The organism is Ensifer sp. LC163, assembly GCF_001695855.1.
Lineage (GTDB): Bacteria > Pseudomonadota > Alphaproteobacteria > Rhizobiales > Rhizobiaceae > Ensifer.
This window is the reverse complement of sequence record NZ_MBSS01000034.1, coordinates 178,109-201,541: the sequence shown is the minus strand read 5'-3', so window position 1 is coordinate 201,541 and position 23,433 is coordinate 178,109. Positions and strand designations below refer to the sequence as shown.

Below are 23,433 nucleotides of genomic sequence, written 5' to 3'. Positions count from 1 at the left end.
AAGCGCACATACATGCAAATGCATATACTTCAGCCAACCCAGGAGATCGCCCATGAGCAATACCCTCACCTTGATCAGCCATCATCTCTGCCCCTATGTGCAGCGGGCCGCGATCGCGCTTGCCGAAAAAGGCGCCGCCTTCGACCGCGTCAACATCGATCTGGCCGCCAAGCCGGACTGGTTCCTGAAAATCTCGCCGCTCGGCAAGGTGCCGTTGCTGCAGATCCCGCACGAGACGGGCGAGGCTGTCCTGTTCGAAAGCTCGGTGATCTGCGAGTACCTCGAAGAGACGCAGGCCGGTGTCAGGCTGCATCCGACCGATGCCCTGGAACGGGCGCGCCACCGCGGCTGGATGGAATACGGCTCATCAATCCTCTCGGACCTCTGGGGTTTTGAGACCACCGGGGATGCCGAAACCTTCGAGCAGAAGCGCCAGGCGGTCGCCGCAAAATTCGCAACGGTCGAAACCGCGCTCGGCGATGGCCCGTATTTCGCTGGAACGGACTTCTCTCTGGTCGACGCCGTCTTTGCGCCGATCTTCCGCTATTTCGACCTCTTCGACACGCTGGTCGACCACGGGATCTTCAACGGCCTTGACCGCGTTTCCGCCTGGCGGCAGGCGCTGGCGGAACGGCCGAGCGTCAGGAAAGCGGTGGCCGCTGATTACGGCGAGCGCCTGATGACTTTCCTGAAGCAGCACGACGCCTATCTGCTGCGCGCGCAATAGAGCATCGTGCCGGCCCTTCTTTTTCGGCACGCGCCGTCCTATGACGGTGGCGAACCTGCGGGAGGAGCAAGCGCGCCATGCCAGAGACGTCGAGCCTGACGATATTGCAGCCCTATCCCGGCATCTTCGCCTATTACGACGGGCGGATTGCCGGGACCCGGCTGCACTCCGAAGGGCCAAACTGGCTTGACGACGGTGCCTATGTACTCGGCGTCGCTTCCTATGCCATCGTCGATGGCGGCGAGGCGCTCGTCTACGACACCCACATCTCCGTGCCTCACGCCGAGGCCATTCGGGGCCACCTCGAAGGCCTCGGCGTGACCTCGATCCGGGTCGTGCTCAGCCATTGGCACAAGGACCACGTGGCCGGAAACGCCGCTTTTGCCGATTGCGAGATCATCGCATTGGCGTTGACGGCAGCACGGCTGGCGGAAAACCGCGAAAAGATTGAAACGGCGACGCCGCCGATCCATCCCCTCGTCATGCCCAACCGCCTGTTTGAGGGCCGGCTTGACCTGAAGGTCGGGCAGCGGAAGGTGGAACTGCATCATTTCGTCATTCACAGCGCCGATGGCAATGTCCTCTGGCTGCCTGAAGAACAGCTGCTGCTGGCCGGGGACACGGTGGAAGACTGCGCCACCTTTATCGCCGAAGCCGAACAGGTCGCCACGCATATCGCCGAACTGAAGCGCCTGCGCGACTGGCCGATCGCCCGCATCCTGCCAAGCCATGGCGATCGCGATCGCATTGCCGGTGGCGGCTATGACAGGGCTTTGATCGACGCGAACCGACGCTATCTCGAACGTTTGATGGACGCGGCCGCAGGCGGAACGCCGATCGGGTCGCTCAAGGACTTCGCCGCCGATGAGATCGCCGCCGGCTCGATCCTTTATTTCGAACCCTATGAAGAGGTCCACGACAGCAATGTCGGCAGAATGCGCGCGGCAGCCAGACGCATCTGACCTTTGCCATCACCAGCCTTCATTTTCGCCGCAAACAGCATTAAACCTTCTCACATCGAATTCATAAAGACAGGCAGATCATGACATATCCCGCCAACACCCCCACCCCGATCGACCCGGTCAAACTCGACAAGCTCGCGGAAGTCGCCATCAAGGTCGGCCTGCAGTTGCAGAAGGGCCAGGACCTGGTGATGACGGCGCCGATCGCCGCCATGCCGCTCGTGCGCGATATCACCAAGCATGCCTATAAGGCCGGCGCGGGTCTGGTGACGACCTTCTATTCCGACGAGGAAACGACGCTTGCGCGTTATGCCTATGCCCCCGACGAGAGCTTCGATCGAGCCAGCGACTGGCTCTACGAAGGCATGGCCAAGGCCTTTGCCGGCGGCGCTGCTCGTCTCGCCATCTCCGGCGACAACCCGATGATGCTGTCCGCCCAGGACCCGAGCAAGGTCGCGCGAGCCAACAAGGCCAATTCCATCGCCTACAAGCCGGCGCTCGAAAAGATCTCGAACTTCGACATCAACTGGAACATCGTCTCCTATCCCAACCCCTCCTGGGCGCGGCTGGTGTTCCCGAACGATCCCGAGCCGATCGCTGTGGAAAAGCTGGCCAACGCCATCTTTGCAGCGTCGCGCGTCGATCTCGACGATCCCGTCGCCGCGTGGAACGCGCACAATGCCAACCTGGCGCGACGCTCCGCGTGGCTCAACGGCGAACGTTTCGCCTCGCTGCATTTCACCGGCCCCGGCACCGACCTCGTCGTTGGGCTGGCCGACGGACATCTCTGGTGCGGCGGCGCGTCGGAAGCGAAAAACGGCATCATCTGCAATCCCAACATCCCGACCGAAGAGGTCTTCACCACCCCACATGCACTGCGCGTCGAGGGATACGTCTCCAGCACCAAGCCGCTGTCGCATCAGGGTACGCTGATCGACAACATCCAGGTGCGGTTCGAAGGTGGGCGTATCGTCGAGGCGAAGGCATCGCGCGGCGAGGAAGTGCTGAACAAGGTGCTCGACACCGACGAAGGCGCGCGACGGCTCGGCGAAGTGGCGCTTGTGCCGCATTCCTCGCCGATCTCGGCGAGCGGCATCCTGTTCTACAACACCCTGTTCGACGAAAACGCCTCGTGCCACATCGCGCTCGGCCAGTGCTACTCGGGCTGCTTCGTCGACGACACCAGCCTGACGCCGGAACAGATCCGCGCCCAAGGCGGCAATTCCAGCCTGATCCACATCGACTGGATGATCGGCTCTGGCCAGGTCGATATCGACGGCCTGCGCGCCGACGGCAGCCGCGTGCCGGTCATGCGTCAGGGCGAGTGGGCTTGACGCAGCTTGGTGTCATCGGTGGCGGCGGCTGGCTGGGCAAGGCCCTGCTGCTGCCGGCGCTTGCCGATGGCGTGATCGCCGAGGAGGCGGTGACCGTCTCCTCGCGCAGCGGCGCTGTGCCGGGCTTCGAGCCCTGGCCGCGTGTCCGCCAGACGAAAAGCAACACAGCGCTCGCGGCCGATGCGGATGTGGTGATGCTGTCCGTGCGCCCCCAGGATCTCGACGCCATCGCGCTCGATCTCTCGGGCAAGCTGGTCATTTCGGTGATGGCGATGGTTTCGCTTGCCGACCTTGCCGACCGCTTCAACGCCCGTCGCATCATCAGGGCGATGCCGAACGCTGCCGCCGAAAGGCGGCTGTCCTTCACGCCATGGCTTGCGAGCCCCGATGCCACGGATGCGGACTGCGCTTTCGCCGAACGACTTTTCCAAGCGTCCGGCAAGGCGCAAAGGATCGCGACGGAAGCGGAGCTCGACTATTTCACGGGGCTGACCGGCTCCGGCCCCGCCTTTCTTGCCGCCTTTGCCGATGCAATGATCTGCGATGCCGTGACGAAAGGCATCGAGCGAGGCATCGCCGAGCGCGCCGTCCGCCAACTCTTCCTCGGCGGCAGCAGCTTGCTCTTCGAGAGCGGGCAGACGCCCGCCGAAATCGTGCAAACCTTTCTAGACTACGCCGGCACGACCGCATCCGGGCTCAAGGCAATGGCTGCGGCCGATATCCGCACGCCGATCGCCCGGGGTTTGGCGGCCGCCGCGGCAAGGGCGGCGGCTGGTCCCGGCGACCGAGACCTCGGGTAGGTCTTTCCGCAGGTCGCCTGCCTTGCCCAACCTCAGCGCTTGCCTGGACAGGTGGAGCGAACTGCAGGCTCACCGTTTACGCACGGGCCGGCCGAACCCGGGGCGCCAATTGCGCCCGCTGACTCAGCCAGACGCTGACGAGCACGACGAGAATGCCCATGGCCTGGACCGGTGTCAGGCGCTCATCGAGCACACCCCAGCCGAGCAGGATCGCGACGACCGGGCTCAGGAAGCCGAGCGGCGCCACGGCCGAGGGCTCGAGACGCGACAGACCCCGGAACCACAGCAGATAGGTGAAGGCGGCGCCGATCAGACCGAGATAGGCGAAGCCCGCGACGTTCGCCGCCGTCAGGGTCGTCAAGGCCGGCTCGAAGAACAGAGCCACGGGCACCAGCAGCAACCCGCCGGCGGCGAGCTGCCAGGCGGTGAAGGTCAATGGCGGCACCGGCGGCGCCCAATGACGGCTCAGAACCGTGCCGAAGGCCATGGAAACGGCACCGGCAAGACCGGCGACGACGCCGAGCGGATCGAGCGTTGCACCCGGCGTCAGCACGAGCAGGCCGACGCCCACGATGCCGGCGACGCCGGCGACGATGCTGAGCGCGCGGATCGGCGAGCCGAGAAAGACGCGCGACAACAGGATGACGATCAGCGGCTGGATCGCGCCGACGGTGGCGGCGACACCTCCGGGCAACCGGTAGGCGGATACGAACAGCATCGCCCAGAAGAACGAGAAATTGAGCGCGCCGAGCAGGATCGTGCGCGGCCACCAGATGCCTGAAGGCAGCCGGCGGACGATGAGGAGGAGCAGGAGCCCCGCCGGCAGGGCGCGCAACATGGCGACCGTCAAGGGATAGCCCGGAGGCAACAGTTCGGTCGTGACCAGATAGGTGCTGCCCCAGATGGCAGGCGCCAGCGCGGTCAGGGCAAGGTCGGCGTTGCGGTTGGCGATCATGTCTCTTCCTCAAGTATCTCTACATCAAGATATCTCCGTTATAGCCGATATTATCTTGACGTCAAGATATCGTAGCCCTAGGGATTTCGAACGAACGGATGGAGGTTGGGATGGATCACGTCGACAGGATTCTGGCGCAGTGGCAGCGCGAAAGGCCGGACCTGGATGTCTCGGCCATGGGTCTTCTCGGCCGGTTCACGCGGCTGCGCAACCATATCGGGCGCGAGATCGAAAAGACCTTCGCCGAACGCGGATTGACGTCGGCCAGCTTCGACGTGCTTGCGGCCCTGCGGCGCTCCGGACCGCCCTTTCAGCTCTCGCCCGGCGACCTGCTGGCGACCACCATGGTCAGCTCCGGGACGATGACGAACCGCATCGACCAGCTGGAAAAGCAGGGGCTCGTCCAGCGCCTCGACAACCCGGACGACCGCCGCGGCGTGATCATAGCGCTGACGCCGGAAGGTTTGAAACGCGTGGATGAGGCTGCGACGGCCCATGTCGCCAACCAGCACCGCGTCGTTGCAAGCCTTGCGGCCGACGAGCGCGAAGCGCTCGATGCGCTGCTGCGAAAGCTGCTGAAGGCCTATGAATAGGCCCACCGTTCAGATGCGCGCGACCAGCTGCCGCACGCGCGCCAGGTGACGCTTGCGCTTCCCGTCGGTGGCCCGGTCCATATCGTGCAGGCTGAGCATGCGGAAATCGAGGTCTCTAGCGCAAAAGGCGGCGATGCCGCGCTTCAACAGTCGCCGCACCGGGTTGCCCATATAGAGATGGACCACCCACCACGGCGATCCCGTTGTCGTCAGCGCCCAGAAGAGCCTGATGTTCTTCAGCCGCGGGATGATCCGGCCACCGGCCGGATCGTTGTCGAAGGCGACGCCCGGCACGAAGACCCGATCGAAGAAGCCCTTGAGGATCGCCGGGAAATTGAACCACCATTGCGGAAAGACCAGGACGATCCCGTCCGCCGCCTGCAGCCGAGCGATCAACCCGGCCGTTGAGGCGACATCGTAGCTGTCGGTAAAATAACTGCCGCGCTCCGCCTTGCTCAATCTCGGATCGAAGTCCTCGCGATAGAGATCGAGCAGGTCGACGGAATGGCCGCCGGCAACAAGCGCCTGCTGCGCTTCGCGGGCGACGCTGGCGGCAAAGCTGTCCTCAAGCGGGTGGGCAAGCACGAGCAGAATACGCATCCGTTGTTCCTACTGCAGAAGACTTGGAATCAAAATCGATCGACGGAAAAAATGATCTAAGGAATCAATCCATTACAATGACATTCGTTGGAGCCGCGGCGCTCGCCCCGAAACCAAGGTTTGGCAGCGAAAAGTGGAGTTCCACTGCTGGAGGCGCCATCAATGAAGATAATCTTGGCTCGTTCGACCATGTCTGACTTCCATCCCGCAGATTGCCGTTGCCGGTGGCGTTATGCCGCCTCTATGACAACGAAATGAAGACTGGCACTGCCGAAACCGCTTGGCCCCCTTCGTATTGAACGGCTTTGGTGATCGAAGGTCGCAAACCCCGTCTAGAACAGGCTCCCCTGCTTCGACGGGTCGCCGCCAGGACCGCCGGTTTTCGGCTGCTTCTTCCTGGCGGCCGCCTGGGCGGGCGGCTCCCCACCCTCGCCGGCGATCGCCGAAACGCTGCCGTCGGCAAATTCCAGCGACAACGCCATGCCGGGCGCAACGGCAGCGGCCTGGCGAACGGGCCCGCCCTCCCCGTCGCGCACCAGCACAAAGCCGCGCTGCAGGACGTTGCGATAGGAGAGCGATTGCAGGACGCGGTCCTGCGCTGCGATGACACCGGTCAAGCGGCGGATATCCGTGCGGATCGCCGCGTCGGAGCGCGCGACGAGACCGGCAACACGATCCGTCGAGCGGTGGATCTGAGCGAGCAGACGTGACGGCAGCGCGCGCAGCGACGCATCCGCCGCCGATACGCGCGACTGTCCGCGATGAACCTGTCGCTCGATGACGCGCTCCGCCCGGTTCATCGCATCGTTTATCCGTTGCCGGCGATCGCCGAGCCTTGCCTTGAGCAGATCCGGCCGCAGCTCGGCGGAGGCGCGCTCGAACAGCCGGCGCTTGTTCGCAGTGTTCATCATCAAGCCGCGGCCGAGACCGAGGGCAGCCTCGTCGAAACGGCGGCGCGGCAGCGCCAGCAACTGATCGAGCGACGGCAGCGCGCGCGCCAGCGACCGCACGGCCTGGCGGCGATTTTCCATCTGCCTTGCCATGCCGGCTTTCAGTCGCGCCGAAAGGCCCGACACTTCCGCTTCCAGATCGGCCTTAACAGGCACGGCCATTTCCGCCGCTCCAGTCGGGGTCGGCGCCCGCTGGTCGGCGGCATAGTCGATCAGCGTCCAGTCGGTCTCATGACCGACAGCCGAAATCAGCGGGATAGCGGAGGCCGCCGCCGCGCGCACGACCGCCTCGTCGTTGAAGCCCCAGAGATCTTCGAGGCTGCCGCCGCCGCGCGCGACGATCAACACGTCGGGCCGGGCGATCGGCCCACCGGGTTCACATTCGTTGAAGCCGCGAATGGCCGCCGCCACCTCGTCTCCGGAACCCTCACCCTGAACCCGCACCGGCCACACGACGACATGCACGGGGAACCGGTCGGCGATGCGGTGGAGAATATCGCGAATGACGGCGCCGGTCGGCGAAGTGACCACGCCGATCACGCTGGGCATATAGGGCAGCGGCCGCTTGCGCCCGGCGTCGAACAGTCCCTCGGCCGCAAGCTTGCGCTTGCGTTCCTCCAGCAGCGCCATCAGTGCGCCGGCACCGGCCGGCTCCAGCGTCTCGATGACGATCTGGTATTTCGACGAACCGGGGAAGGTCGTGACCTTGCCGGTGGCGATCACTTCCATGCCCTCTTCGGGACGGAAGCGCAGGCGCGAGAACGTGCCCTTCCAGATCACCGCATCGATGCGCGCCCGGTCGTCCTTGAGCGCGAAATAGGCGTGCCCGGAGGAGTGCGGACCACGATAGCCCGAGATCTCGCCGCGCACGCGGACCTGATCGAAGGCCTGCTCGACCGTTCGCTTGATCGAACCGGAAAGCTCGGACACCGAATACTCGGTGAGATTGCTCGGAGAATCGTTGTCGAAGATGGAGCTCATGATTCCAGTTTGCCGCCAGCGCCTGTCGAAGGCCAGCCTTTGGCGCCACGCTCAACAGACCTTTTGCCCTTCCGGAACGGCTGAGGACGCAAAAGGCCAGAGTTTGCCGCGCCGGTTAAACGAAATTTAGCGCCGTTGCGACAGGATGGTCGGCATCCTTTCCGGAACGGAATTCCATGATCGTCATCGCCGCCTTCGTTCTTGGCATCACCGCCTGCTGTCTGCGCTCCGCACTTGCATGCGTGCTCATTGCCGTGGTGCTGGCGGCAGCGGGCGCGCTGTCCGGCTCGATCGCCGGAACCGACAATTCGCTGGAGATTGCGGCAGCGATCGGTGGTTACAACATGGGTGTCGCTCTCGCACTTTGCGGCGCCATCGCTGTCGGCCTGCCAAACGGCCGCTAGGGTCAGGGCCTACTGCACCTATCCTTAAATCCTATCCGATTTAAGGATGAAAACATGGAGCAATTCAAAGTACTGCAGCGACCTTTGCGCGTCTGATAGGACGCGCGGCGCTGTAGGCTCGTTCAGCCCTTTCGTTCGAAGAACGCTTTCGTTTCCTCATTGGCCGGAAAGAAGGATTCGATCAGCACGCCCTCCACCAAAGCGTCCTGTGTCGAGCCGAAGGTCTGGAGCGTGGTGATGAAGCTCAGATTGACAGACCCGACGCGCAGCTCGACCGGCAAGACCGGCAGCCGATCGGTATCCGGATAATTTTCGACCGCGCGCTTGACGGCGGGATCGGCTGCGAGTTTCTCCAGCCGCTTGCCAAGGCGGCTCCTTGGCCCCTGCAGCCAGGCTTCGGTGCGAACGCGCTGGACGAGATCGGCGGCGGCGGCCTCCCAGTTGACAACGAGGGAGCGGACATTTCCTGAGGAGAGAAAGGCATCGAGAAAATTCTGACCGGGGTTGAAGGGCACATCAGTCGAAACGGCCAGCGCCGCCAGCGCGGGATTGACGATCAGCAGCGTGTATTCGTGATCGAGCACAAGGCCCGGATAGGGATCGTGTCGGGCAAGGATGAGCCGGATGGCATTGGCCACAGCCGGCGGCATGGCATCAAGCCCCGACGCCGGACGCGTCGTCATGCGCGGGCGGTATCCGGCGGCCGAAAACAAGGCGCCCTGGTCGCGGGCGGGAACGTCAAGCACCGAGGCCAGACGCAGGATCATGCCTTCGGATGGCTTCGAGCGGCCAGTCTCGAGAAAGGAGAGATGCCGCGTCGAGATGCCGGCAGCGACCGCCAGGTCGAGCTGGCTCATGCGGCGGTGCCCGCGCCATTCCTTCAGGTGATTGCCGAATTCCATCGATGCTGATCTCCATTGTGCCGGCACATTGATGCAGGCGCGGCATAAAATCCATTACCTCAGACATAATGGCTTCCGTTATGTCGGGGTAAATGGATGCCTTACCCCCCGGGGCAAGGCATCCCTTACCCCGGGGGGGTAAGGCATGTCTTACCCCGGAGGTAATTGGCTTCATGATCCCAAGGCGGCAGCATCCGGCCATCGACAAACCAACGGAGCCGAAAATGTTGCCCCTTTCCGACCGCAGCCTGCTCAACAAGACCTTCCTCGCCGACGGCGCATTTTCCCTCTTCGTCGGCGCCGTCCTCATCCTCGATGCTGCCCCACTCGCCGCCCTCATAAGCCCCGCTGCCACACCGCTGATGATGAAGCTGCTCGGCGTCGGACTTCTCGCCTGGGGGATCTTCCATCTCTCGGCGGCCCGCAATGGTGGCCCGGTGTCGGCAGCCGCCCGCGTCAGCATCGCCGGCGACATCCTCTGGCAGGTCGCAAGCCTCGCACTGCTTGCGACAGCCTATGGCTCGCTCACGGCAATCGGCACAGGTCTGGTGATCGTCGGCATGATCGGCGTCGCCGACTTCCTGTTCTTCAAGGTGAAAGGTTTTGCCAGGGAGCGGGCAGCCATCGCCTGATCCAGCGAAAACGAAATGCCCACCGGCTTGCGCCGACGAGCATAGACCGTTGACGCAATCCCGCTCGCGGCAACGCTGGTCGCCAACAACTCCACTCTCTGCGTCATGCTCGGGCTCGACCCGAGCATACAGCGCCCTCAAGCCCTTGCGCAATCGGGACAGGGCTGGATCCTCGGGTCGAGCCCGAGGATGACGACGAAGGGGGCGATCCGCGAGATCAGTTTTGTCACGATATCTAGCCGCTGAAGCCGCTTTGCACTTTTCCTGGAAATGCGTTTAGCCGGATCAGATCTTTTCCCAGCCGTCCTTGTCGCTGGCGCGATAGATCGCGTCGATGAGCTTCTGATTGAGCCGCGAATTTTCAAGCGTCACCACTTCCTCCTGCTGGCCCTTGGCAGCACGGGCAAACGCTTCGGCCTGCAGCTTGTATTGGCGTGCATCCTGGAACCGGAAGAGTTGTGACTGGGCGTGGTTCTGGTTGGTCAGTTCCACTTCCTCGCGGCCGTAGCGATCGGCATTGAACGGCGACTTCACCTCAATGAAACCCTTGTCGCCGTGGAAGACCATGACCTGGCGGGCGGCAAGCTGCGTGGAGATGTAGAAGCTGAGTTCGAAATCACCGAAGTCGGCGCGCACACTCGAATAGATGTCGGTGCCGAATTCCGGGTCGCGATCGGTGCTCGCCTGCACGCGCACCGGCTCCTTGGCCGTTACGAAGCGCGTGGTGATCGTCGGGTAGACGCCGATATCCGGCAGGCCGCCGCCGCCAAGCGCCGGAATATTGCGCATATTGCTAGGGTCGCGGTTGAAATAGGTGAAGGCACCCTGCACATGCCGCAGGCGGCCGATCGCGCCATCGGCCAGCAACGAACGGACCTTGCGCCAGACGGGGCTGTAAGTGACCATGAAGGCCTCGGCGATCAGCACCTTGTTGCGGTCGCGCGCGGCAATCAGCGTATCGATCTCGGATGCCCGAAGCGCAATCGGCTTCTCGCAGAGCACATGTTTGCCGGCATTGGCGGCCTTGATCGTCCATTCCACATGCTGCGACGTCGGCAGCGGGATATAGACCGCATCGATCGTGTCGGAGGCGAGCATTTCCTCGTAGGAGCCAAAGGCATGCGGCGCGGAAAAGCGGTCGGCCATGGCGCGCGCCTTTGAAAGGTCGCGGCTGGCGACCGCCGAAACGACGCAGTTCTCGGCGTCCTGGATGGCGGGCACGACGAGATCGCGGCCGATCTTGGCCGTGGACAGAATTCCAAAACGAAACATGGCGGGGCTCCCTGATTTGGAGACAGAGACTACTGCATGATTCCTTAAATCGGAATCGAATTACGGAGAAAACCATGCAGCAGATTTAGGCGTTACAGCGCCCGGCGCGTCATATCTGACGCGTGGCGCTGTAGCGGCGCACGTACCTATCAAGCGGCGACAGACGATAAAAAAACCAGGCGGCAGGTGACAATCTTTGTTCGCTTGCCTTATGTTCCTGCCGGCAATCCTCCCGATCGCGCACTTGCTTTCATCCAGTCCAATGGAGCGAAACCATGGAAAAACGCAGACTTGGCCGCACCGACCTTTCAATCGCGCCGCTCGTCTTCGGCGGCAATGTCTTCGGCTGGACGGCGGACGAAAAGACGTCCTTCGCCCTGCTCGACGCCTTCTTCGAAGCCGGCCTCAATGCCATCGATACCGCCGACGTTTACTCCTCCTGGGCGCCAGGAAACCAGGGCGGCGAATCCGAGACGATCATCGGCAAGTGGCTGAAACAGCCCGGTCGCAGCCGCGACCAGGCCGTGATCGTCACCAAGGTCGGCTCGGAGCTTGGGCCGGACCGCAAGGGCCTGTCGCGCCGCTGGATCCTGCAGGCGGTCGAGGATTCGCTGAAGCGCCTGCAGACTGATTATATCGACCTTTACCTCTCGCACTGGCCCGATCCCGAAACCCCTCACGAAGAAACGCTTGCCGCCTACGACCAGCTGCTGTCTGAGGGCAAGGTGCGCGCCGTCGGCGCGTCGAACCTGAACTCGCTGCAGCTGCGCGAAGCGCTCGATGTCGCCGCCAATGGCGGCCTGCCGCGCTATGCGGTACTGCAGCCGGAATACAATCTCTATGATCGCGACAGCTTCGACGGGCCGTTGCGCGATCTCTGCATCGGCGAGGAGATCGGCGTCATCAGCTATTTCGGGCTGGCGCGTGGCTTCCTCTCGGGCAAGTACCGCACCCACAAGGACCTGGAAGGATCGGCGCGCGGCTCGGGCGTCGAAAAATATCTTGATGGCCGCGGCATGCGCATCCTCGGCGTGCTCGATGAAATCGCCGAAGAAATCGGAGCGACACAGGCCGAGATTGCGCTCGCCTGGGTGCGAAACCGCAAGGGCATCACCGCGCCCATCGCCAGCGCCACCAATCTCGACCAATTGGCAAGCCTCATTCGTTCGACCCGGCTGACTTTGAGCGACGAAGCGATGCGCCAGCTCAACGACGTCAGCGAATAGGAGCAAGGCAAGGACCATGGCATTGAGCATACGGGCGGCGACCGCCGGCGATGAAACGCATTGGCGCCGCCTGTGGGCCGGCTATGTCGCCTTCTCCGGCACGGAGCTGGCGGAGGATATCATCAGCCTGACCTGGAGCCGCCTCATCGACCCCGCAGCACCGCTCTTTGCCCGGCTGGCGATCCTCGGTGGCGAACCGGTCGGTTTCGCCATCTGCCAGGAACAGCTCGCAACCTTCTTTCGGCGTCCCATCTGCTACATCGAGGATCTCTATGTCGATCCGTCGGCGCGCGGCCGGGGTGTCGCCCGCGCCATGATCGACGACCTGATCGCGCTCTGCCGGACATCGGACTGGGACCGGCTCTATTGGTATACGGAACGCGACAATGCCGCGGCGCGGCGGCTCTATGACCGTTACTCGGCGACCGACGACCACGTGCGTTACAAGGTGAATTTCGGCGCGCCCGCCGGCTCGGGGAAGAGCGCATAGAACGCATTGTGGCTACCATGATGGTTTGCCATGCCCGGCTTGGTCAGCATGCCACGCGGCTCGGCAAAGCTTCGGATGCGGCGCGCCGGGCGCTCGTGCCACTGGATGTTGAAAGCCCAGAGTTTCGGAAAGAAACAGAGCGACGAATAGGGTAGATGGTCGTGGATCCACCAGGCGATCGACTGCCATCCGCCGATCTCTCCGCGACGGTCCCAGACCCAGGGGATGACGATGCAGGCGGACGCACCGATGCAGCCGTCTGCATCGCGCATGTCCCAGATGTGATCGGCCGCCGAGGCGGCATTGCTCGAGCAGTTGAGGCCATGGGCGTTGCCAAAGCCGTTGACCGCTCGATTTCGGTAACCGGAGCGGATGGTCAAACGGCCGAAGGTCGCCTCCAGCGGCTCCAGCAGCTCTTCACATAATCGCCGACCCGCCTCGATCGCGAGTTCGGGATCATCGGGTATGTTCGGGATGCGATGGAAATCGGCAATCTCCGAATGCAGGAATTCGCGCAGGAAGAAGTTTTTCGACAGCCGCACCCGCCCGAGATCTTCCAGCGCCTTCATCGAACCGGGTTTCTTCACTGCGCTTCCCCTCATGACATTCCGCGTGAGCACGACTGTGCCGGGCCGACAGGCAATTGCAAGTCCGATGCAAACTCCAACAGGCGGGCGATGAAGCCCGCCAATCGACCTAGCCAACCTGCTTGAAGAAATCGATGAAGGCGCGAAGCGCCGGACGCATCTGGCGTCGGCTGGGGTAATAGAGAAACGGGCCGGCATAGGGCGCGCGCAAGCTCAACCACCTGGAACGGAATGCGGCCGCGGCCGATATCGTGCTCACCGCCAAGGAACTCGCCCGGCTCGGCGATGCCCTGTCGCCGGCCCTGGTTGCCGGCAAGCGGTATACCGATGCGTCGCTGGCGCTCACTAATCGTTGAACGCACATGCCCCGCCTCCTTTGCAGAGGCGGGGCATCTCCCCATCGAATTTTCCGCCGCCCGCACTACCTCTCCTGTCGTGACCAACAATTCCGGAGGATCGGGAATGTCCGACGAGCAGGCGATCAGCGCGGTGGTGCATCTCTATGTCGACGGCATGGCCTTTGCCAACGAAGGTGCGTTGCGCAAGGCGTTTCACCCAGACGCGGCGATCATCGGCAATTACAGAGGCGCGCTGGAATGGATGACGCGCGACGGCTTCATCAAGGCGGTTCTGGACCAGGGGAGCGCGCCGCCCGGAACCCAGCCGGATATGGATGTGGAGATGACCGACATCAGCGGCGACGCGGCGACCGTCAAGGTGGTCGACAGCTTCGCCGGCGAGCGCTTTTCCGACTATCTGTCGCTGGTCAAGATCGACGGACGCTGGGTCATCGTCAACAAGATCTACCACCTTCACGCCTGATGACGGGATCGAGCGGTGGCCTCGATCCAGTACAGCGCTACAGCGCCGCGCGTCAAATATGACGCGCTAAGGACGCTGTAACACCCTAAACTTGCTGCATAATTTTCTCCTTAAATCGATTCCGATTTAAGGAATTATGCAGTAGTCGGACGCCGCATGAAAAAGGCCGCTGCGAGCAGCGGCCCTTACGATGGTTACGGTTCGAACCGCTTTCAGGCGCGCAACACGCCGCCTGTCGTCTTGGTGACGTTGGCGACGATCTTGGCCGTCAAAGCCTCGAAGTCCTCGTCGGTGAGCGTGCGCTCGACCGGCTGGATCGTCACTTCGATGGCGATCGACTTCTTGTCTTCACCCAGCGAAGCCCCCTCGAACACGTCGAAGACACTAACGCCGGTCACCAGTTTGCGGTCGGCGCCGGACGCCGCGCGCAGGATGGCACCTGCCTCGACGCCCTTGTCGACGACGAAGGCGAAGTCGCGCTTGACGGCCTGGAAGGGCGAAAGGTCGAGCGCCGGCTTGGTGCGGGTCGCCTTCTTCTTCGGTTCCGGCATGGCATCGACATAGATCTCGAAGCCGCAGAGTGCGCCGGAGACGTCGAGCGCCTCGAGCGTCTTCGGGTGGAATTCACCGAAGGAGCCAAGCACGATCTTCGGGCCGAGCTTGATCGTGCCGGAGCGACCGGGGTGATACCAGGCCGGGCCACCGGCTTCGAACTGGATATTGCCCATCGGCACGCCGCAGGCTTCCAGCACCGCGATCGCATCGGCCTTGGCGTCGAAGACGTCGACCGGCTTGCCGCCGCCCTTGGCCGCATTCGACCAGAGCCGTCCGGCGCCGTTGAGCGATGCGGTGCCACGACGCACGCCACCGGCAACGCGGCGCTGCTGATCCGCGCCGTCGCCCTCGTAGGTACCGGAGACTTCGAAGAGTGCAACGTCGCCAAAGCCCTTGTCGGCATTGCGCTGCGCCGCAGTCAGAAGACCCGGCAACAGCGACGGGCGCATGTCCGACATATCGGCGGCGATCGGGTTGGCAAGCTTCAGGGCCGGCGCACCGCCGCCGAAGAGCTTGGCATGATCTTCGGAAATGAACGACCAGGTGACGGCTTCAAGCATGCCGCGGCTTGCCAGCGCGCGCTTGGCAAGGCGGGTGCGGATCTGCAGCGTCGTCAGGATCTTGCCGTTGACGGTGCCATGGCTTGGCAAGGGTGCTGCAACGATGTTGTCGACGCCGTGAATGCGCATGACCTCTTCGACGAGATCGGCCTTGCCGTCGACATCCGGGCGCCAGGACGGCACCGACACATTGACACGATCTCCCGAGCCCTCGACGCTGAAGCCGAGCTTCTTCAGGATCGTCACGCTCTCTTCTGACGAAACCTCAAGCCCCGTCAGGCGCTTGACCTCGGACATCGGGAAATCGACGATTTTCGGTGTATAGCCCGCATAGCCGACAACCTCTGCCTTGGCCGGCTTGCCGCCGCAGAGTTCGAGAACCAGCTCGGTGGTGCGCTCGAGACCCGGCACCATGTATTCGGGATCGGCGCCGCGCTCGAAGCGGTAGCGCGCGTCGGTGATGATGCCGAGCGTGCGGCCGGACTTGGCAATGTTCATCGGGTCCCAGAGCGCCGATTCGATCAGCACGTCGGTGGTGTTCTCGTCACAGCCGGAGTGTTCTCCGCCCATGATGCCGCCGATCGACTCGATGCTCTTTTCGTCGGAGATGACGACGTTGTTCGGGCCGAGCTTATATTCGCGCTGGTCAAGCGCCAGCACGGTTTCGCCTTCCTTGGCGCGGCGGACGGTCAGGTTGCCCTTGACCTTGGCAGCGTCGAAGACGTGCATCGGCCGGCCCTGGTCGAAGGTCATGTAGTTGGTGATGTCGACGAGCGCGTTGATCGGACGAAGACCGATGGACAGCAGCCGCTGCTGCATCCACTTCGGCGACGGTCCGTTCTTGACGCCGCGCACCAGGCGCAGGCTGAAGCCTGGGCAAAGGTGACGGTCTTCGCCAAGATCGATCGTCAGCTTGGCCGTCGTTTCGCCTTCGACGGTAAAGGACGGTGCAGCGCGGGCCTTCAGCGTACCGAGGCCGGAAGCTGCAAGGTCGCGGGCGATGCCGTAGACGCTGGTGCAATCCGGGCGGTTCGGCGTCAGGTTGATCTCGATCATCGGGTCGTCGAGGCCGGCATAGGCGGCATAGCTCGTGCCGACCGGCGCATCCGCCGGCAGGTCGATGATGCCGTTGTGGTCGTCGGAGATCTCAAGCTCCTTTTCCGAACACATCATGCCGCGGCTTTCGACGCCGCGAATGTTGCCGACGGAGAGCGTGACGTCGATCCCCGGCACGTAGGTGCCCGGTGCGGCAAAGGCACCGACGAGGCCGGCGCGGGCGTTCGGTGCGCCGCAGACGACCTGAACCGGCGCGCCGGAGCCGGTATCGACCATCAGCACCCTGAGCTTGTCGGCATTCGGATGCTGCTCGGCGGAAACGACCTTGGCGATGACGAACGGCTTGAAGGCGGCCTTGTCGTCGACATCTTCGACTTCAAGCCCGATCATCGTCAGGCGCGCGCAGATCTCGTCCAGCGAGGCGTCGGTTTCAAGGTGGTCCTTGAGCCAGGAAAGCGTGAATTTCATGATTTCACCTGTGTCCTCGAGCGTTTCCGGCTTAAACCGGGTTGCGGAAACGCTCTATCCCTTTGTTTTTACGCATTGCCTGACGGAAAACCGCTTCGCACTTTTCCTGGAAATGCTCCAAATTTCAGCGCGATCAGGCCGAGAGGCCGCCGAACAGCGTCGGCATGTCGAGCGGGCGGAAGCCGTAATGGTTCATCCAGCGGACATCGGCGTTGAAGAAGTCGCGCAGGTCGGGCATGCCGTATTTCAGCATGGCGATGCGGTCGAGGCCCATGCCCCAGGCAAAGCCCTGATACTCGTCCGGGTCGAGCCCGCCGGAGCGCAGCACGTTCGGGTGAACCATGCCGCAGCCGAGGATCTCCATCCAGTCGGTGCCCTCGCCGAACTTGACGATCGGGCCGGAACGGTCGCACTGGATGTCGACCTCGAAGGACGGCTCGGTGAACGGGAAGAACGACGGGCGGAAGCGCATCGTCACCTGGTCGACCTCGAAGAAGGCCTTGCAGAACTCTTCCAGCACCCACCGCATGTTGGCAACGTTCGCGGACTTGTCGACGACCAGGCCCTCGACCTGATGGAACATCGGCGAGTGGGTGGCGTCGGAATCCTGGCGATAGGTCTTGCCGGGGATGATGATGCGGATCGGCGGATCCTGCGCCTCCATCGTGCGTATCTGCACCGGCGAGGTATGCGTGCGCAGCACCTTGCGCTCGCCCTTTTCGTCTTCATTGAAGAAGAAGGTGTCGTGCATCTCGCGGGCCGGGTGGCCTTCCGGGAAGTTCAGAGCCGTGAAGTTGTAGTAGTCGGTCTCGATATCCGGACCTTCGGCGATCGAAAAACCCATGTCTCCGAAGATCGCAGTGATCTCGTCGACGATCTGGCTGATCGGGTGGATGCGGCCGCGCTCGACCGGCGACGAGCGCACCGGCAGGCTGATATCGACCGTTTCGCGTGCGAGGCGCTCGGCGATCGCCCGGTCCTTCAGCGCCGACTTGCGGGCGGTGATCGCGTCGGCGACCGTGGTCTTCAGCGCGTTGATCTGGGCGCCACGGGTCTGGCGTTCCTCCGGCGTCATCGTGCCGAGCGTCTTCAGCAGCTCGGAGATCGAGCCCTTCTTGCCGAGCGCGCCGACGCGCACCGCCTCGATCGATCCTTCGTCGCCGGCGGCATCGATATCCGCCAGCAGTGTCCGTTCCAGTGTTTCCAGTTCGCTCATTCTGTCCTGCCTCGATGCGGGAATGGGTTCGGTTCTATATCGGTTGTTGTCTTCAGGATTGTGATTGCGTCGCACTCGCCAGGTAGTCCGTCGCCGCCACGAAGCGCACAAGGTCATGGCCGTTCTGGATGCGCAGAAGGAAGCGCGCCAGCGGCAGGAGCCGCGTGAAAAATGGCATGATCTCGGCAAGAGCGACGGCGGTTTGCGCCGGCGCGGCAAGTTTCCAGGCAGCAAAGGCCCGGTCCGGCGTTTCGGGTTTCAGTGCTCGGCTTGCGATCTGCAGGAAGAGCAGCCAGACGTCGCGCGCCTGAGCGGTCGCGAGCGGCATGACCGCTGCCGGCTCCTCCTCGAAATCGAGGAAACAGAACTCGCCTTTGTCGATGACGAAATCGCGCGGATGCGGGCGCCCGTGGCAGAGCCCCGCCGCGTGCAGTCGGCCGAGCTCGGCGGCGCAGCGCACCAAGAGCGCGTCGTGTCCGTCGATGTCTTTGTCGCGCAACGCGCTCATCTGCTTGCTGACCGGCAGGCCCAGATGCGAAAGCACCAGCGCGGTCGTGCCGCGATAGAGGATCTGCGGCGTCTTGAAACCGGCGGCGGAGAAAGCGGTGATCTGCCGGACTTCACGGTCGAGCATGCCTTGCGGGTCGAGAAGAGGCGCCGGCCGGAGGATGGTGACGCCGGTCAGGCGCGAAGCGAGCCACTGCAGGCGCTGGCCGAGACGCGCCCCGAGGCGCTGGTAGCGCTTGATCCAGACCATACGATCCCTAAGCTGGCACCGTTCGACGCGGGACGATCCGCCGGCAAGTGCTGCCAGCAGAGCCGCCATGTCCTCGTCGTCAAGCCCCGGAACCGCAAGCAGTTCCCTTCGATCGTCGTGCACTTTCGTCTCGCCAAATAAGAAAAACCCGCGCTAGCCCTGCCAGCGCGGGTTTCCCAACAAAATTCAAGAACGGTTTTGGGAAAACGCTGGCTTAACGAACAGCGCTTTCAAACTCGTTGGCCGTACCGGCTTCCTTGAGGTAGGCAAGTGCCTTCTTGGAAGCTTCGACGAGGGCGCCGAAGGCTGCCGGCTCATGGATAGCCATGTCGGACAGAACCTTGCGGTCGACTTCGATGCCAGCCTTGTTCAGACCATCGATGAAGCGGCCGTAGGTCAGGCCGAACTCGCGGACGGCAGCGTTGATGCGCTGGATCCAGAGAGCGCGGAAGTTGCGCTTGTTGACCTTGCGGTCGCGGTAAGCGAACTGCTTCGAACGATCAACCGCAGCCTTTGCAGCGCGGATGGTGTTCTTGCGGCGGCCGTAGAAGCCCTTGGCTGCCTTGAGTGTCTTCTTGTGCTTGGCGTGAGCGGTTACGCCGCGTTTTACACGTGCCATGTCATGATCTCCTTAACGTGTCCAAAATGCCTGAAAGTCTTAGAGACCGTTGGGCAGGTAGTTCTTGATGACCTTCTTGCCATCGGGCTCCGCGAGAACCATGGTTCCACGTGCGTCGCGGATGAACTTGTTGGAACGCTTGATCATGCCGTGGCGCTTGCCAGCAGCAGCTGCACGAACCTTGCCGGTCGCGGTGATCTTGAACCGCTTCTTGGCAGACGATTTCGTCTTCATCTTGGGCATTTTGCTACTCCATTTTTCTTAAGAATGCGAAACGGACAGACGAGGTCCATTTCCAGCGTTAAGAACGGCCACGGCATGCCCTGCCGGACCGTTCGGACGGGGGCTTATACCCGGACATCCCCAAAAGCGCAACTGGGGAATCGAAGAAGCGTCACAGAAGCGACAGGGAGCCTCAAACCGGATCGCGCGGGCGCTTGCGCCCGCCGGCCGTTTCGAAGGTAAGAACCGCCTCCAGCCCGCCGAGCGGCGACTGGCCGAGGGTCAGCGTCGCGCCATAGGCATCGGCGATATCGGCGCTGATGGCAAGTCCAAGCCCGGTGCCCGGCACCTGGCCCGCTTCGCCATCCGCGACGCGGCCGCCCCGTTGCAGCACCCTTTCGCGATCTCCGTCGGCAATGCCCGGACCGTCGTCGCCGACAACGATGCGCAATCGATCCTCGTTGCGCGCTGCGGAAACGCGGATGCGCGAACGCGCCCATTTGGCGGCGTTGTCGAGCAGATTGCCGAGGCATTCGGCCAGATCGGCCGGATCCATATCGAGAGACAAGGACGGATCGATCGTCTTCTCCCAGACGATGCCGCGCTCGGCGGTGACCGGCCGCAACACGTTGACGAGCTTGCCCGCCATGCTGGCAACCGATGTCGTCGCCATGCGCTCGACACCCATTCGGGCGGCCTGGAGCTGGCGGTCGGCACGCTGGCGCACAAGATCGACCTGCTGCAGCGCCATCCGGCGCTCGGCATCGGGCAGGCTTTCGGCAAGCTGGGCGAGCACGGTCAACGGCGTCTTCAGGCCATGGGCGAGATCGCTGGCGCGGGCTCGGGCGCGCTCCACGGCGGTTTCGCGCTCGGCCAGAAGCAGGTTGATCTCGTTGATGACAGGCCCGACCTCGCTCGGGCCGGCCGAACCGAAGTCCCGTTCGCTGCCGGCGCGCACCAGCGCCGCCCGCTCGCGCAGCCTTCTAAGCGGCGCAAGGCCGAGAGCGCCCTGCAGGAAGGCAGCGCCGGCGAGCACGGCGGCGGTTGCAAGCAGCATCAGCCGCATCCGCCCGTGAAAAGAAGAGAGCGCATCGTCGAGCTCCTGGCGAGCGAAGCCGGCCTGAACGGAAAAGCGCTCGGCGTTGGGGCCGTCACCGAGCGCCAGCGTCTGGGCATGAACAAGCATCGGCGCGCCGTCGGGACCTTCGAGTTCCACAAAGCCTTCGTAACGGCGCGCGGATCGAGCCGTGGTATCGATGACGGTATCCCAAAGGGATCGGGATCGGATCGGCGTGCCCGCTTTCGGCGTGAGCTGCCAGTAGCGACCGCCGGCCGGCAGCGAAAAACGAGGATCCGCCGGCTCGCGCGGCAGAGCAAGTTCGCCGTTCCTGACGACCACCTGGGCGGCGACCGTGTCGACGACGGTCACCATTTCGGCGCGATAACGGCTGACGACGTAATCGGTAAAAAGCCGCGACAGCGAGAACCAGACCACCAGCAACACCACGCCGACGGCGATCAGCGCGCCAATCGCCAATCGCAGCCGAAGCGAACGGATCATCTGCTATCGTCCGGAAGCAGGTAACCGAAGCCGCGCCGCGTCTCGATCGCCGAACTCTCGGTCTTCTTGCGCAGTCGCGCAATCATCGCCTCGACGGCATTCTTGGCGGCGTCATCCTCACGACCCTGCACATGGCTTGCCAGCTCGAGCTGCGTCAGAACCTGGCCCTTGCGCTCCACGAACAGCGCGATCATGCGATATTCGAGCGGGCTCAATTCAAGAACCTGACCATCGAACGTGACGCGCCGCGTCGTTTCGTCGATGGTGAAGCGCCCCGCCGAGCGCACAGACTGCAGCCGCGGGCCTGCGCGCCGGAGCAGCGCACGCAATCTTGCGACCAGTTCCTCGGCACGAAACGGTTTTGGCAGATAGTCGTCGGCGCCGGCGTCGAAACCGTCGACGCGCTCCATCCAGGAGCCGCGCGCCGTCAGCACCAGCACCGGCGTTTCCAGCCCCGCCTGGCGCCAACGCTTGAGGATCGACAGGCCGTCCATGCCGGGCAGGCCCAAATCGAGGATGATCGCGGCGTAAGCACCGTTTTCGCCCTGCTCCCAGACGTCCGGGCCGTGGGCCAGCGTGTCGACGCCGTAGCCTTCGGCCTCGAGCTTCGTCACCACATGGGTGGCAATGTTACGATCGTCCTCGGCGAGAAGAATGCGCATTCTGCCCTCAGAATCCGAAGATGTTCATGAATTTCCCAGTGCGCGCGTTGATGCGCAGATTTCGGATCGTGCCCTGCTGGTCACGCGTGCGCAGCCTGTAGACTTCGGCATCGTCATATCGCCTCAGGTCCACGGCAATGACCGCACCATATTTGTCCTCGTCGACGAGGCGAAGCACATCCTTCAGCGCCAGGATGCGTCCCTTCTCCACGCCGTCGCGGGCCCGCTCCTGATCGCTGCGGCGGCCGCTGCCGGAGTTGCCGTCATCATCGCCACCGCCGGGGCCGCTATTGTCGTCGCCGTCATCATCGTCCCCGCCGCGACCGCTGTTGTCGTCGTCACCGGAATCGCCGCCGCCATGGCCACTCGACCCGCTGCTACCGCTACCGCTGCTGCTGCTGCTGCTGCTGCTGCTGTCGTCGTCGCCGTCCTTGGCAAAGGCGGAAAAGCCGCCCACCTGCGGCGCAAGCGAAAGCAGCATAGAACAGCAAAACAGTGCGAGCAGATTTCGTCGTGTCATCGGCATGGTTTCGTCCAGTTCCACATTTTCAAGCCTTGCGAAGGCGCCGCGTCATTCCCGACATTGTCCGGCGCCATGCTTCCCCAAGGCGCATACCCGACATGCGCTTGCAAATTCCTCTCGCCCGCCTCCCAGCAGATTGATCCCCCGCGCTGTCAAGCGCAAGAGGTCGCGCGCGCCGGGCCCGACATGGAAAAGCACATGACCCCCTGCGTCGGTTCCGGCGCAGGGGGTCATGCGTTCCTTGGGCCAATCCGCTGGGCGGGCGTTAAGCGGAATGAGCCCATCATTCCGGTGCACTACGGGGGCGGATGCACCGGACATCAGTTTGGATCAAAGCGCCGATGCGGGCCTGATCGAAACGCTGGTAATTGGACCCGGATTGCGGCGGGCATCGCCACCACCCGGCTTCACGGTCACGACGCGAACCCCATCCTCGATTTCGATCTCGACCTCCAGAACCCGGCCAAGATCGTCAACGGCGATCAGCGATCCGTTGAGCAGACCCCTCAGGCTCTCCTCAGAAACACTCAGCGCAACCTCAGGCCGGTCAACGTCGTCCCGGTTGCCTGGACCGCGGTTGTCAACGCGATCATCATCGTCATCGTCATCGTCATCGTCGTCTCGGTTGCCGGGACCGCGGTTGTCATCATCATCGTCGTCGTCATCGTGATCGTTGCCGGGGCCGCGGTTATCGCCGCGATCGTCATCATCATCCCGGTCGTCGTTGTCGCGGTCGTCATGGCCGCCATCATCGCTGCCGCCGTGACCGCTGCTGTCGCCATCGTCGGCAAGCGCGGCGGTGGCGAACGGATGCGCCGGACCGGTCGCGATCAGCGAGAACCCAACGGGTGCGGACACGAGCCCACAAACACCCATGGTGGAAACAAGCAAAGCTTTTCGAAGCGTGACGTACATGACTTTCGTCCTTCTCCTGATTTCGATCACGGGAGAATGACATGCCGCCACTGACAGCTCGCTGAGGCCGGCTGTCAGCATT

At 63.4% G+C, this 23,433-nt stretch carries 24 protein-coding genes and 2 pseudogenes; 12 read left to right on the top strand and 14 right to left on the bottom strand.

Annotation, left to right across the window (positions count from 1 at the left end):
* Positions 1–52 precede the first annotated feature (52 nt).
* The 4 genes from BC360_RS23575 to BC360_RS23560 all read left to right on the top strand — a co-directional run bounded on the left by BC360_RS23575 (position 53) and on the right by BC360_RS23560 (position 3,823).
* Positions 53–727, top strand: coding sequence for a glutathione S-transferase family protein (locus BC360_RS23575; protein ID WP_065797088.1), 675 nt, complete (start codon positions 53–55; stop codon positions 725–727).
* 77 nt (positions 728–804) lie between these two features.
* Positions 805–1,689, top strand: a complete 885-nt coding sequence (locus BC360_RS23570; RefSeq protein ID WP_065797087.1) for an MBL fold metallo-hydrolase — start codon at positions 805–807, stop codon at positions 1,687–1,689.
* A gap of 80 nt (positions 1,690–1,769) precedes the next feature.
* Positions 1,770–3,023 (top strand): aminopeptidase, encoded by a 1,254-nt coding sequence (locus BC360_RS23565; RefSeq protein WP_065797086.1) that lies wholly within the window; start codon positions 1,770–1,772, stop codon positions 3,021–3,023.
* Positions 3,020–3,823, top strand: a complete 804-nt coding sequence (locus BC360_RS23560; protein WP_161491390.1) for a pyrroline-5-carboxylate reductase family protein — start codon at positions 3,020–3,022, stop codon at positions 3,821–3,823. Before BC360_RS23565 ends, BC360_RS23560 begins: the two co-directional genes overlap by 4 nt.
* Before the next feature lie 76 nt (positions 3,824–3,899).
* On the opposite strand, the gene BC360_RS23555 is transcribed toward BC360_RS23560, so the two are convergent.
* Complete coding sequence (locus BC360_RS23555) at positions 3,900–4,778, bottom strand: EamA family transporter (RefSeq protein ID WP_065797084.1); 879 nt, start codon at positions 4,776–4,778, stop codon at positions 3,900–3,902.
* 98 nt (positions 4,779–4,876) lie between these two features.
* Here BC360_RS23555 and BC360_RS23550 point away from each other — a divergent pair, with 98 nt between their 5' ends.
* Entirely contained in the window at positions 4,877–5,371 is a 495-nt protein-coding gene (locus BC360_RS23550) for a MarR family winged helix-turn-helix transcriptional regulator (protein WP_065797083.1), read from the top strand.
* 9 nt (positions 5,372–5,380) lie between these two features.
* Here the strand turns inward: BC360_RS23550 and BC360_RS23545 are convergent, their stop codons facing one another.
* Together BC360_RS23545 and xseA are read right to left on the bottom strand one after the other, a co-directional pair.
* Positions 5,381–5,971, bottom strand: coding sequence for an NAD(P)H-dependent oxidoreductase (locus BC360_RS23545; RefSeq protein WP_065797082.1), 591 nt, complete (start codon positions 5,969–5,971; stop codon positions 5,381–5,383).
* Between the two features lie 332 nt (positions 5,972–6,303).
* On the bottom strand, positions 6,304–7,902 hold the full coding sequence (gene xseA, locus BC360_RS23540) for an exodeoxyribonuclease VII large subunit (protein ID WP_065783160.1): 1,599 nt from the start codon (positions 7,900–7,902) through the stop codon (positions 6,304–6,306).
* A gap of 176 nt (positions 7,903–8,078) precedes the next feature.
* On the opposite strand from xseA, the gene BC360_RS23535 reads away from it, so the two are divergent.
* Positions 8,079–8,306 carry a hypothetical protein gene (locus tag BC360_RS23535; RefSeq protein ID WP_065783159.1) on the top strand — a complete coding sequence of 76 codons (228 nt, stop codon included), beginning with the start codon at positions 8,079–8,081 and terminating at the stop codon, positions 8,304–8,306.
* A gap of 122 nt (positions 8,307–8,428) precedes the next feature.
* Here the strand turns inward: BC360_RS23535 and BC360_RS23530 are convergent, their stop codons facing one another.
* Positions 8,429–9,208 (bottom strand): helix-turn-helix domain-containing protein, encoded by a 780-nt coding sequence (locus BC360_RS23530; protein WP_065797081.1) that lies wholly within the window; start codon positions 9,206–9,208, stop codon positions 8,429–8,431.
* 224 nt (positions 9,209–9,432) lie between these two features.
* Between BC360_RS23530 and BC360_RS23525 the strand changes: the two genes are divergently transcribed.
* Positions 9,433–9,840: a hypothetical protein gene (locus BC360_RS23525; RefSeq protein ID WP_065797191.1), complete on the top strand. Its 408-nt coding sequence runs from the start codon at positions 9,433–9,435 to the stop codon at positions 9,838–9,840.
* Positions 9,841–10,125: 285 nt separating this feature from the next.
* Here BC360_RS23525 and BC360_RS23520 read toward each other — a convergent pair whose 3' ends face one another.
* The gene (locus BC360_RS23520; protein WP_065797080.1) at positions 10,126–11,112 is read right to left on the bottom strand and encodes a Gfo/Idh/MocA family protein; all 987 of its coding nucleotides are present in this window, start codon (positions 11,110–11,112) and stop codon (positions 10,126–10,128) included.
* A 275-nt stretch (positions 11,113–11,387) separates the two neighbouring features.
* Between BC360_RS23520 and BC360_RS23515 the strand changes: the two genes are divergently transcribed.
* Positions 11,388–12,338, top strand: coding sequence for an aldo/keto reductase (locus tag BC360_RS23515; protein WP_065797079.1), 951 nt, complete (start codon positions 11,388–11,390; stop codon positions 12,336–12,338).
* A gap of 16 nt (positions 12,339–12,354) precedes the next feature.
* The gene (locus BC360_RS23510; protein ID WP_065783155.1) at positions 12,355–12,828 is read left to right on the top strand and encodes a GNAT family N-acetyltransferase; all 474 of its coding nucleotides are present in this window, start codon (positions 12,355–12,357) and stop codon (positions 12,826–12,828) included.
* Here the strand turns inward: BC360_RS23510 and BC360_RS23505 are convergent.
* Together BC360_RS23505 and BC360_RS31855 are read right to left on the bottom strand one after the other, a co-directional pair.
* Positions 12,780–13,415, bottom strand: coding sequence for a hypothetical protein (locus tag BC360_RS23505; RefSeq protein ID WP_065797078.1), 636 nt, complete (start codon positions 13,413–13,415; stop codon positions 12,780–12,782). The two genes, BC360_RS23510 and BC360_RS23505, sit on opposite strands and share 49 nt — an antisense overlap.
* Positions 13,416–13,524: 109 nt before the next feature.
* Positions 13,525–13,620 (bottom strand): annotated as a pseudogene (locus BC360_RS31855) (LysR family transcriptional regulator); the annotation flags it as partial.
* Here BC360_RS31855 and BC360_RS31850 point away from each other — a divergent pair.
* Positions 13,616–13,771, top strand: a pseudogene (locus tag BC360_RS31850) (aldo/keto reductase); the annotation flags it as partial. The pseudogenes BC360_RS31855 and BC360_RS31850 sit on opposite strands and share 5 nt — an antisense overlap.
* A 106-nt stretch (positions 13,772–13,877) precedes the next feature.
* Positions 13,878–14,237 (top strand): nuclear transport factor 2 family protein, encoded by a 360-nt coding sequence (locus BC360_RS23500; RefSeq protein ID WP_065783153.1) that lies wholly within the window; start codon positions 13,878–13,880, stop codon positions 14,235–14,237.
* Between the two features lie 212 nt (positions 14,238–14,449).
* On the opposite strand, the gene pheT is transcribed toward BC360_RS23500, so the two are convergent.
* From pheT to BC360_RS23465, 7 genes are all read right to left on the bottom strand, one after another.
* Complete coding sequence (gene pheT, locus BC360_RS23495; RefSeq protein ID WP_065797077.1) at positions 14,450–16,876, bottom strand: phenylalanine--tRNA ligase subunit beta; 2,427 nt, start codon at positions 16,874–16,876, stop codon at positions 14,450–14,452.
* A 133-nt stretch (positions 16,877–17,009) separates the two neighbouring features.
* Positions 17,010–18,092 (bottom strand): phenylalanine--tRNA ligase subunit alpha, encoded by a 1,083-nt coding sequence (pheS, locus tag BC360_RS23490; protein ID WP_065784574.1) that lies wholly within the window; start codon positions 18,090–18,092, stop codon positions 17,010–17,012.
* A gap of 52 nt (positions 18,093–18,144) precedes the next feature.
* Positions 18,145–18,972, bottom strand: coding sequence for a hypothetical protein (locus tag BC360_RS23485; RefSeq protein ID WP_083222704.1), 828 nt, complete (start codon positions 18,970–18,972; stop codon positions 18,145–18,147).
* 91 nt (positions 18,973–19,063) lie between these two features.
* The gene (gene rplT / locus BC360_RS23480; RefSeq protein WP_029742440.1) at positions 19,064–19,468 is read right to left on the bottom strand and encodes a 50S ribosomal protein L20; all 405 of its coding nucleotides are present in this window, start codon (positions 19,466–19,468) and stop codon (positions 19,064–19,066) included.
* Between the two features lie 39 nt (positions 19,469–19,507).
* Positions 19,508–19,711 (bottom strand): 50S ribosomal protein L35, encoded by a 204-nt coding sequence (gene rpmI, locus BC360_RS23475; protein ID WP_025425550.1) that lies wholly within the window; start codon positions 19,709–19,711, stop codon positions 19,508–19,510.
* A gap of 172 nt (positions 19,712–19,883) precedes the next feature.
* Positions 19,884–21,251 carry a sensor histidine kinase gene (locus BC360_RS23470; RefSeq protein ID WP_065797076.1) on the bottom strand — a complete coding sequence of 456 codons (1,368 nt, stop codon included), beginning with the start codon at positions 21,249–21,251 and terminating at the stop codon, positions 19,884–19,886.
* Complete coding sequence (locus BC360_RS23465) at positions 21,248–21,913, bottom strand: response regulator transcription factor (protein WP_065784578.1); 666 nt, start codon at positions 21,911–21,913, stop codon at positions 21,248–21,250. Before BC360_RS23465 ends, BC360_RS23470 begins: the two co-directional genes overlap by 4 nt.
* On the opposite strand from BC360_RS23465, the gene BC360_RS32225 reads away from it, so the two are divergent.
* Positions 21,906–23,405: a hypothetical protein gene (locus tag BC360_RS32225; RefSeq protein ID WP_161491389.1), complete on the top strand. Its 1,500-nt coding sequence runs from the start codon at positions 21,906–21,908 to the stop codon at positions 23,403–23,405. The two genes, BC360_RS23465 and BC360_RS32225, sit on opposite strands and share 8 nt — an antisense overlap.
* Positions 23,406–23,433 lie beyond the last annotated feature (28 nt).

Bases quoted from the DNA above. Each gene is read 5' to 3' on its own strand.
- BC360_RS23550 (WP_065797083.1), top strand. From the start codon at position 4,877: ATGGAGGTTGGGATGGATCACGTCGACAGGATTCTGGCGCAGTGGCAG.
- BC360_RS23555 (WP_065797084.1), bottom strand. From the start codon at position 4,778: ATGATCGCCAACCGCAACGCCGACCTTGCCCTGACCGCGCTGGCGCCT.
- BC360_RS32225 (WP_161491389.1), top strand. From the start codon at position 21,906: ATGCGCATTCTGCCCTCAGAATCCGAAGATGTTCATGAATTTCCCAGT.
- BC360_RS23470 (WP_065797076.1), bottom strand. From the start codon at position 21,251: ATGATCCGTTCGCTTCGGCTGCGATTGGCGATTGGCGCGCTGATCGCC.
- BC360_RS23525 (WP_065797191.1), top strand. From the start codon at position 9,433: ATGTTGCCCCTTTCCGACCGCAGCCTGCTCAACAAGACCTTCCTCGCC.
- xseA (WP_065783160.1), bottom strand. From the start codon at position 7,902: ATGAGCTCCATCTTCGACAACGATTCTCCGAGCAATCTCACCGAGTAT.
- BC360_RS23565 (WP_065797086.1), top strand. From the start codon at position 1,770: ATGACATATCCCGCCAACACCCCCACCCCGATCGACCCGGTCAAACTC.
- BC360_RS23535 (WP_065783159.1), top strand. From the start codon at position 8,079: ATGATCGTCATCGCCGCCTTCGTTCTTGGCATCACCGCCTGCTGTCTG.
- BC360_RS23500 (WP_065783153.1), top strand. From the start codon at position 13,878: ATGTCCGACGAGCAGGCGATCAGCGCGGTGGTGCATCTCTATGTCGAC.
- BC360_RS23520 (WP_065797080.1), bottom strand. From the start codon at position 11,112: ATGTTTCGTTTTGGAATTCTGTCCACGGCCAAGATCGGCCGCGATCTC.
- BC360_RS23530 (WP_065797081.1), bottom strand. From the start codon at position 9,208: ATGGAATTCGGCAATCACCTGAAGGAATGGCGCGGGCACCGCCGCATG.
- rpmI (WP_025425550.1), bottom strand. From the start codon at position 19,711: ATGCCCAAGATGAAGACGAAATCGTCTGCCAAGAAGCGGTTCAAGATC.
- pheS (WP_065784574.1), bottom strand. From the start codon at position 18,092: ATGAGCGAACTGGAAACACTGGAACGGACACTGCTGGCGGATATCGAT.
- rplT (WP_029742440.1), bottom strand. From the start codon at position 19,468: ATGGCACGTGTAAAACGCGGCGTAACCGCTCACGCCAAGCACAAGAAG.
- BC360_RS23515 (WP_065797079.1), top strand. From the start codon at position 11,388: ATGGAAAAACGCAGACTTGGCCGCACCGACCTTTCAATCGCGCCGCTC.
- BC360_RS23575 (WP_065797088.1), top strand. From the start codon at position 53: ATGAGCAATACCCTCACCTTGATCAGCCATCATCTCTGCCCCTATGTG.
- BC360_RS23570 (WP_065797087.1), top strand. From the start codon at position 805: ATGCCAGAGACGTCGAGCCTGACGATATTGCAGCCCTATCCCGGCATC.
- BC360_RS23545 (WP_065797082.1), bottom strand. From the start codon at position 5,971: ATGCGTATTCTGCTCGTGCTTGCCCACCCGCTTGAGGACAGCTTTGCC.
- pheT (WP_065797077.1), bottom strand. From the start codon at position 16,876: ATGAAATTCACGCTTTCCTGGCTCAAGGACCACCTTGAAACCGACGCC.
- BC360_RS23465 (WP_065784578.1), bottom strand. From the start codon at position 21,913: ATGCGCATTCTTCTCGCCGAGGACGATCGTAACATTGCCACCCATGTG.
- BC360_RS23510 (WP_065783155.1), top strand. From the start codon at position 12,355: ATGGCATTGAGCATACGGGCGGCGACCGCCGGCGATGAAACGCATTGG.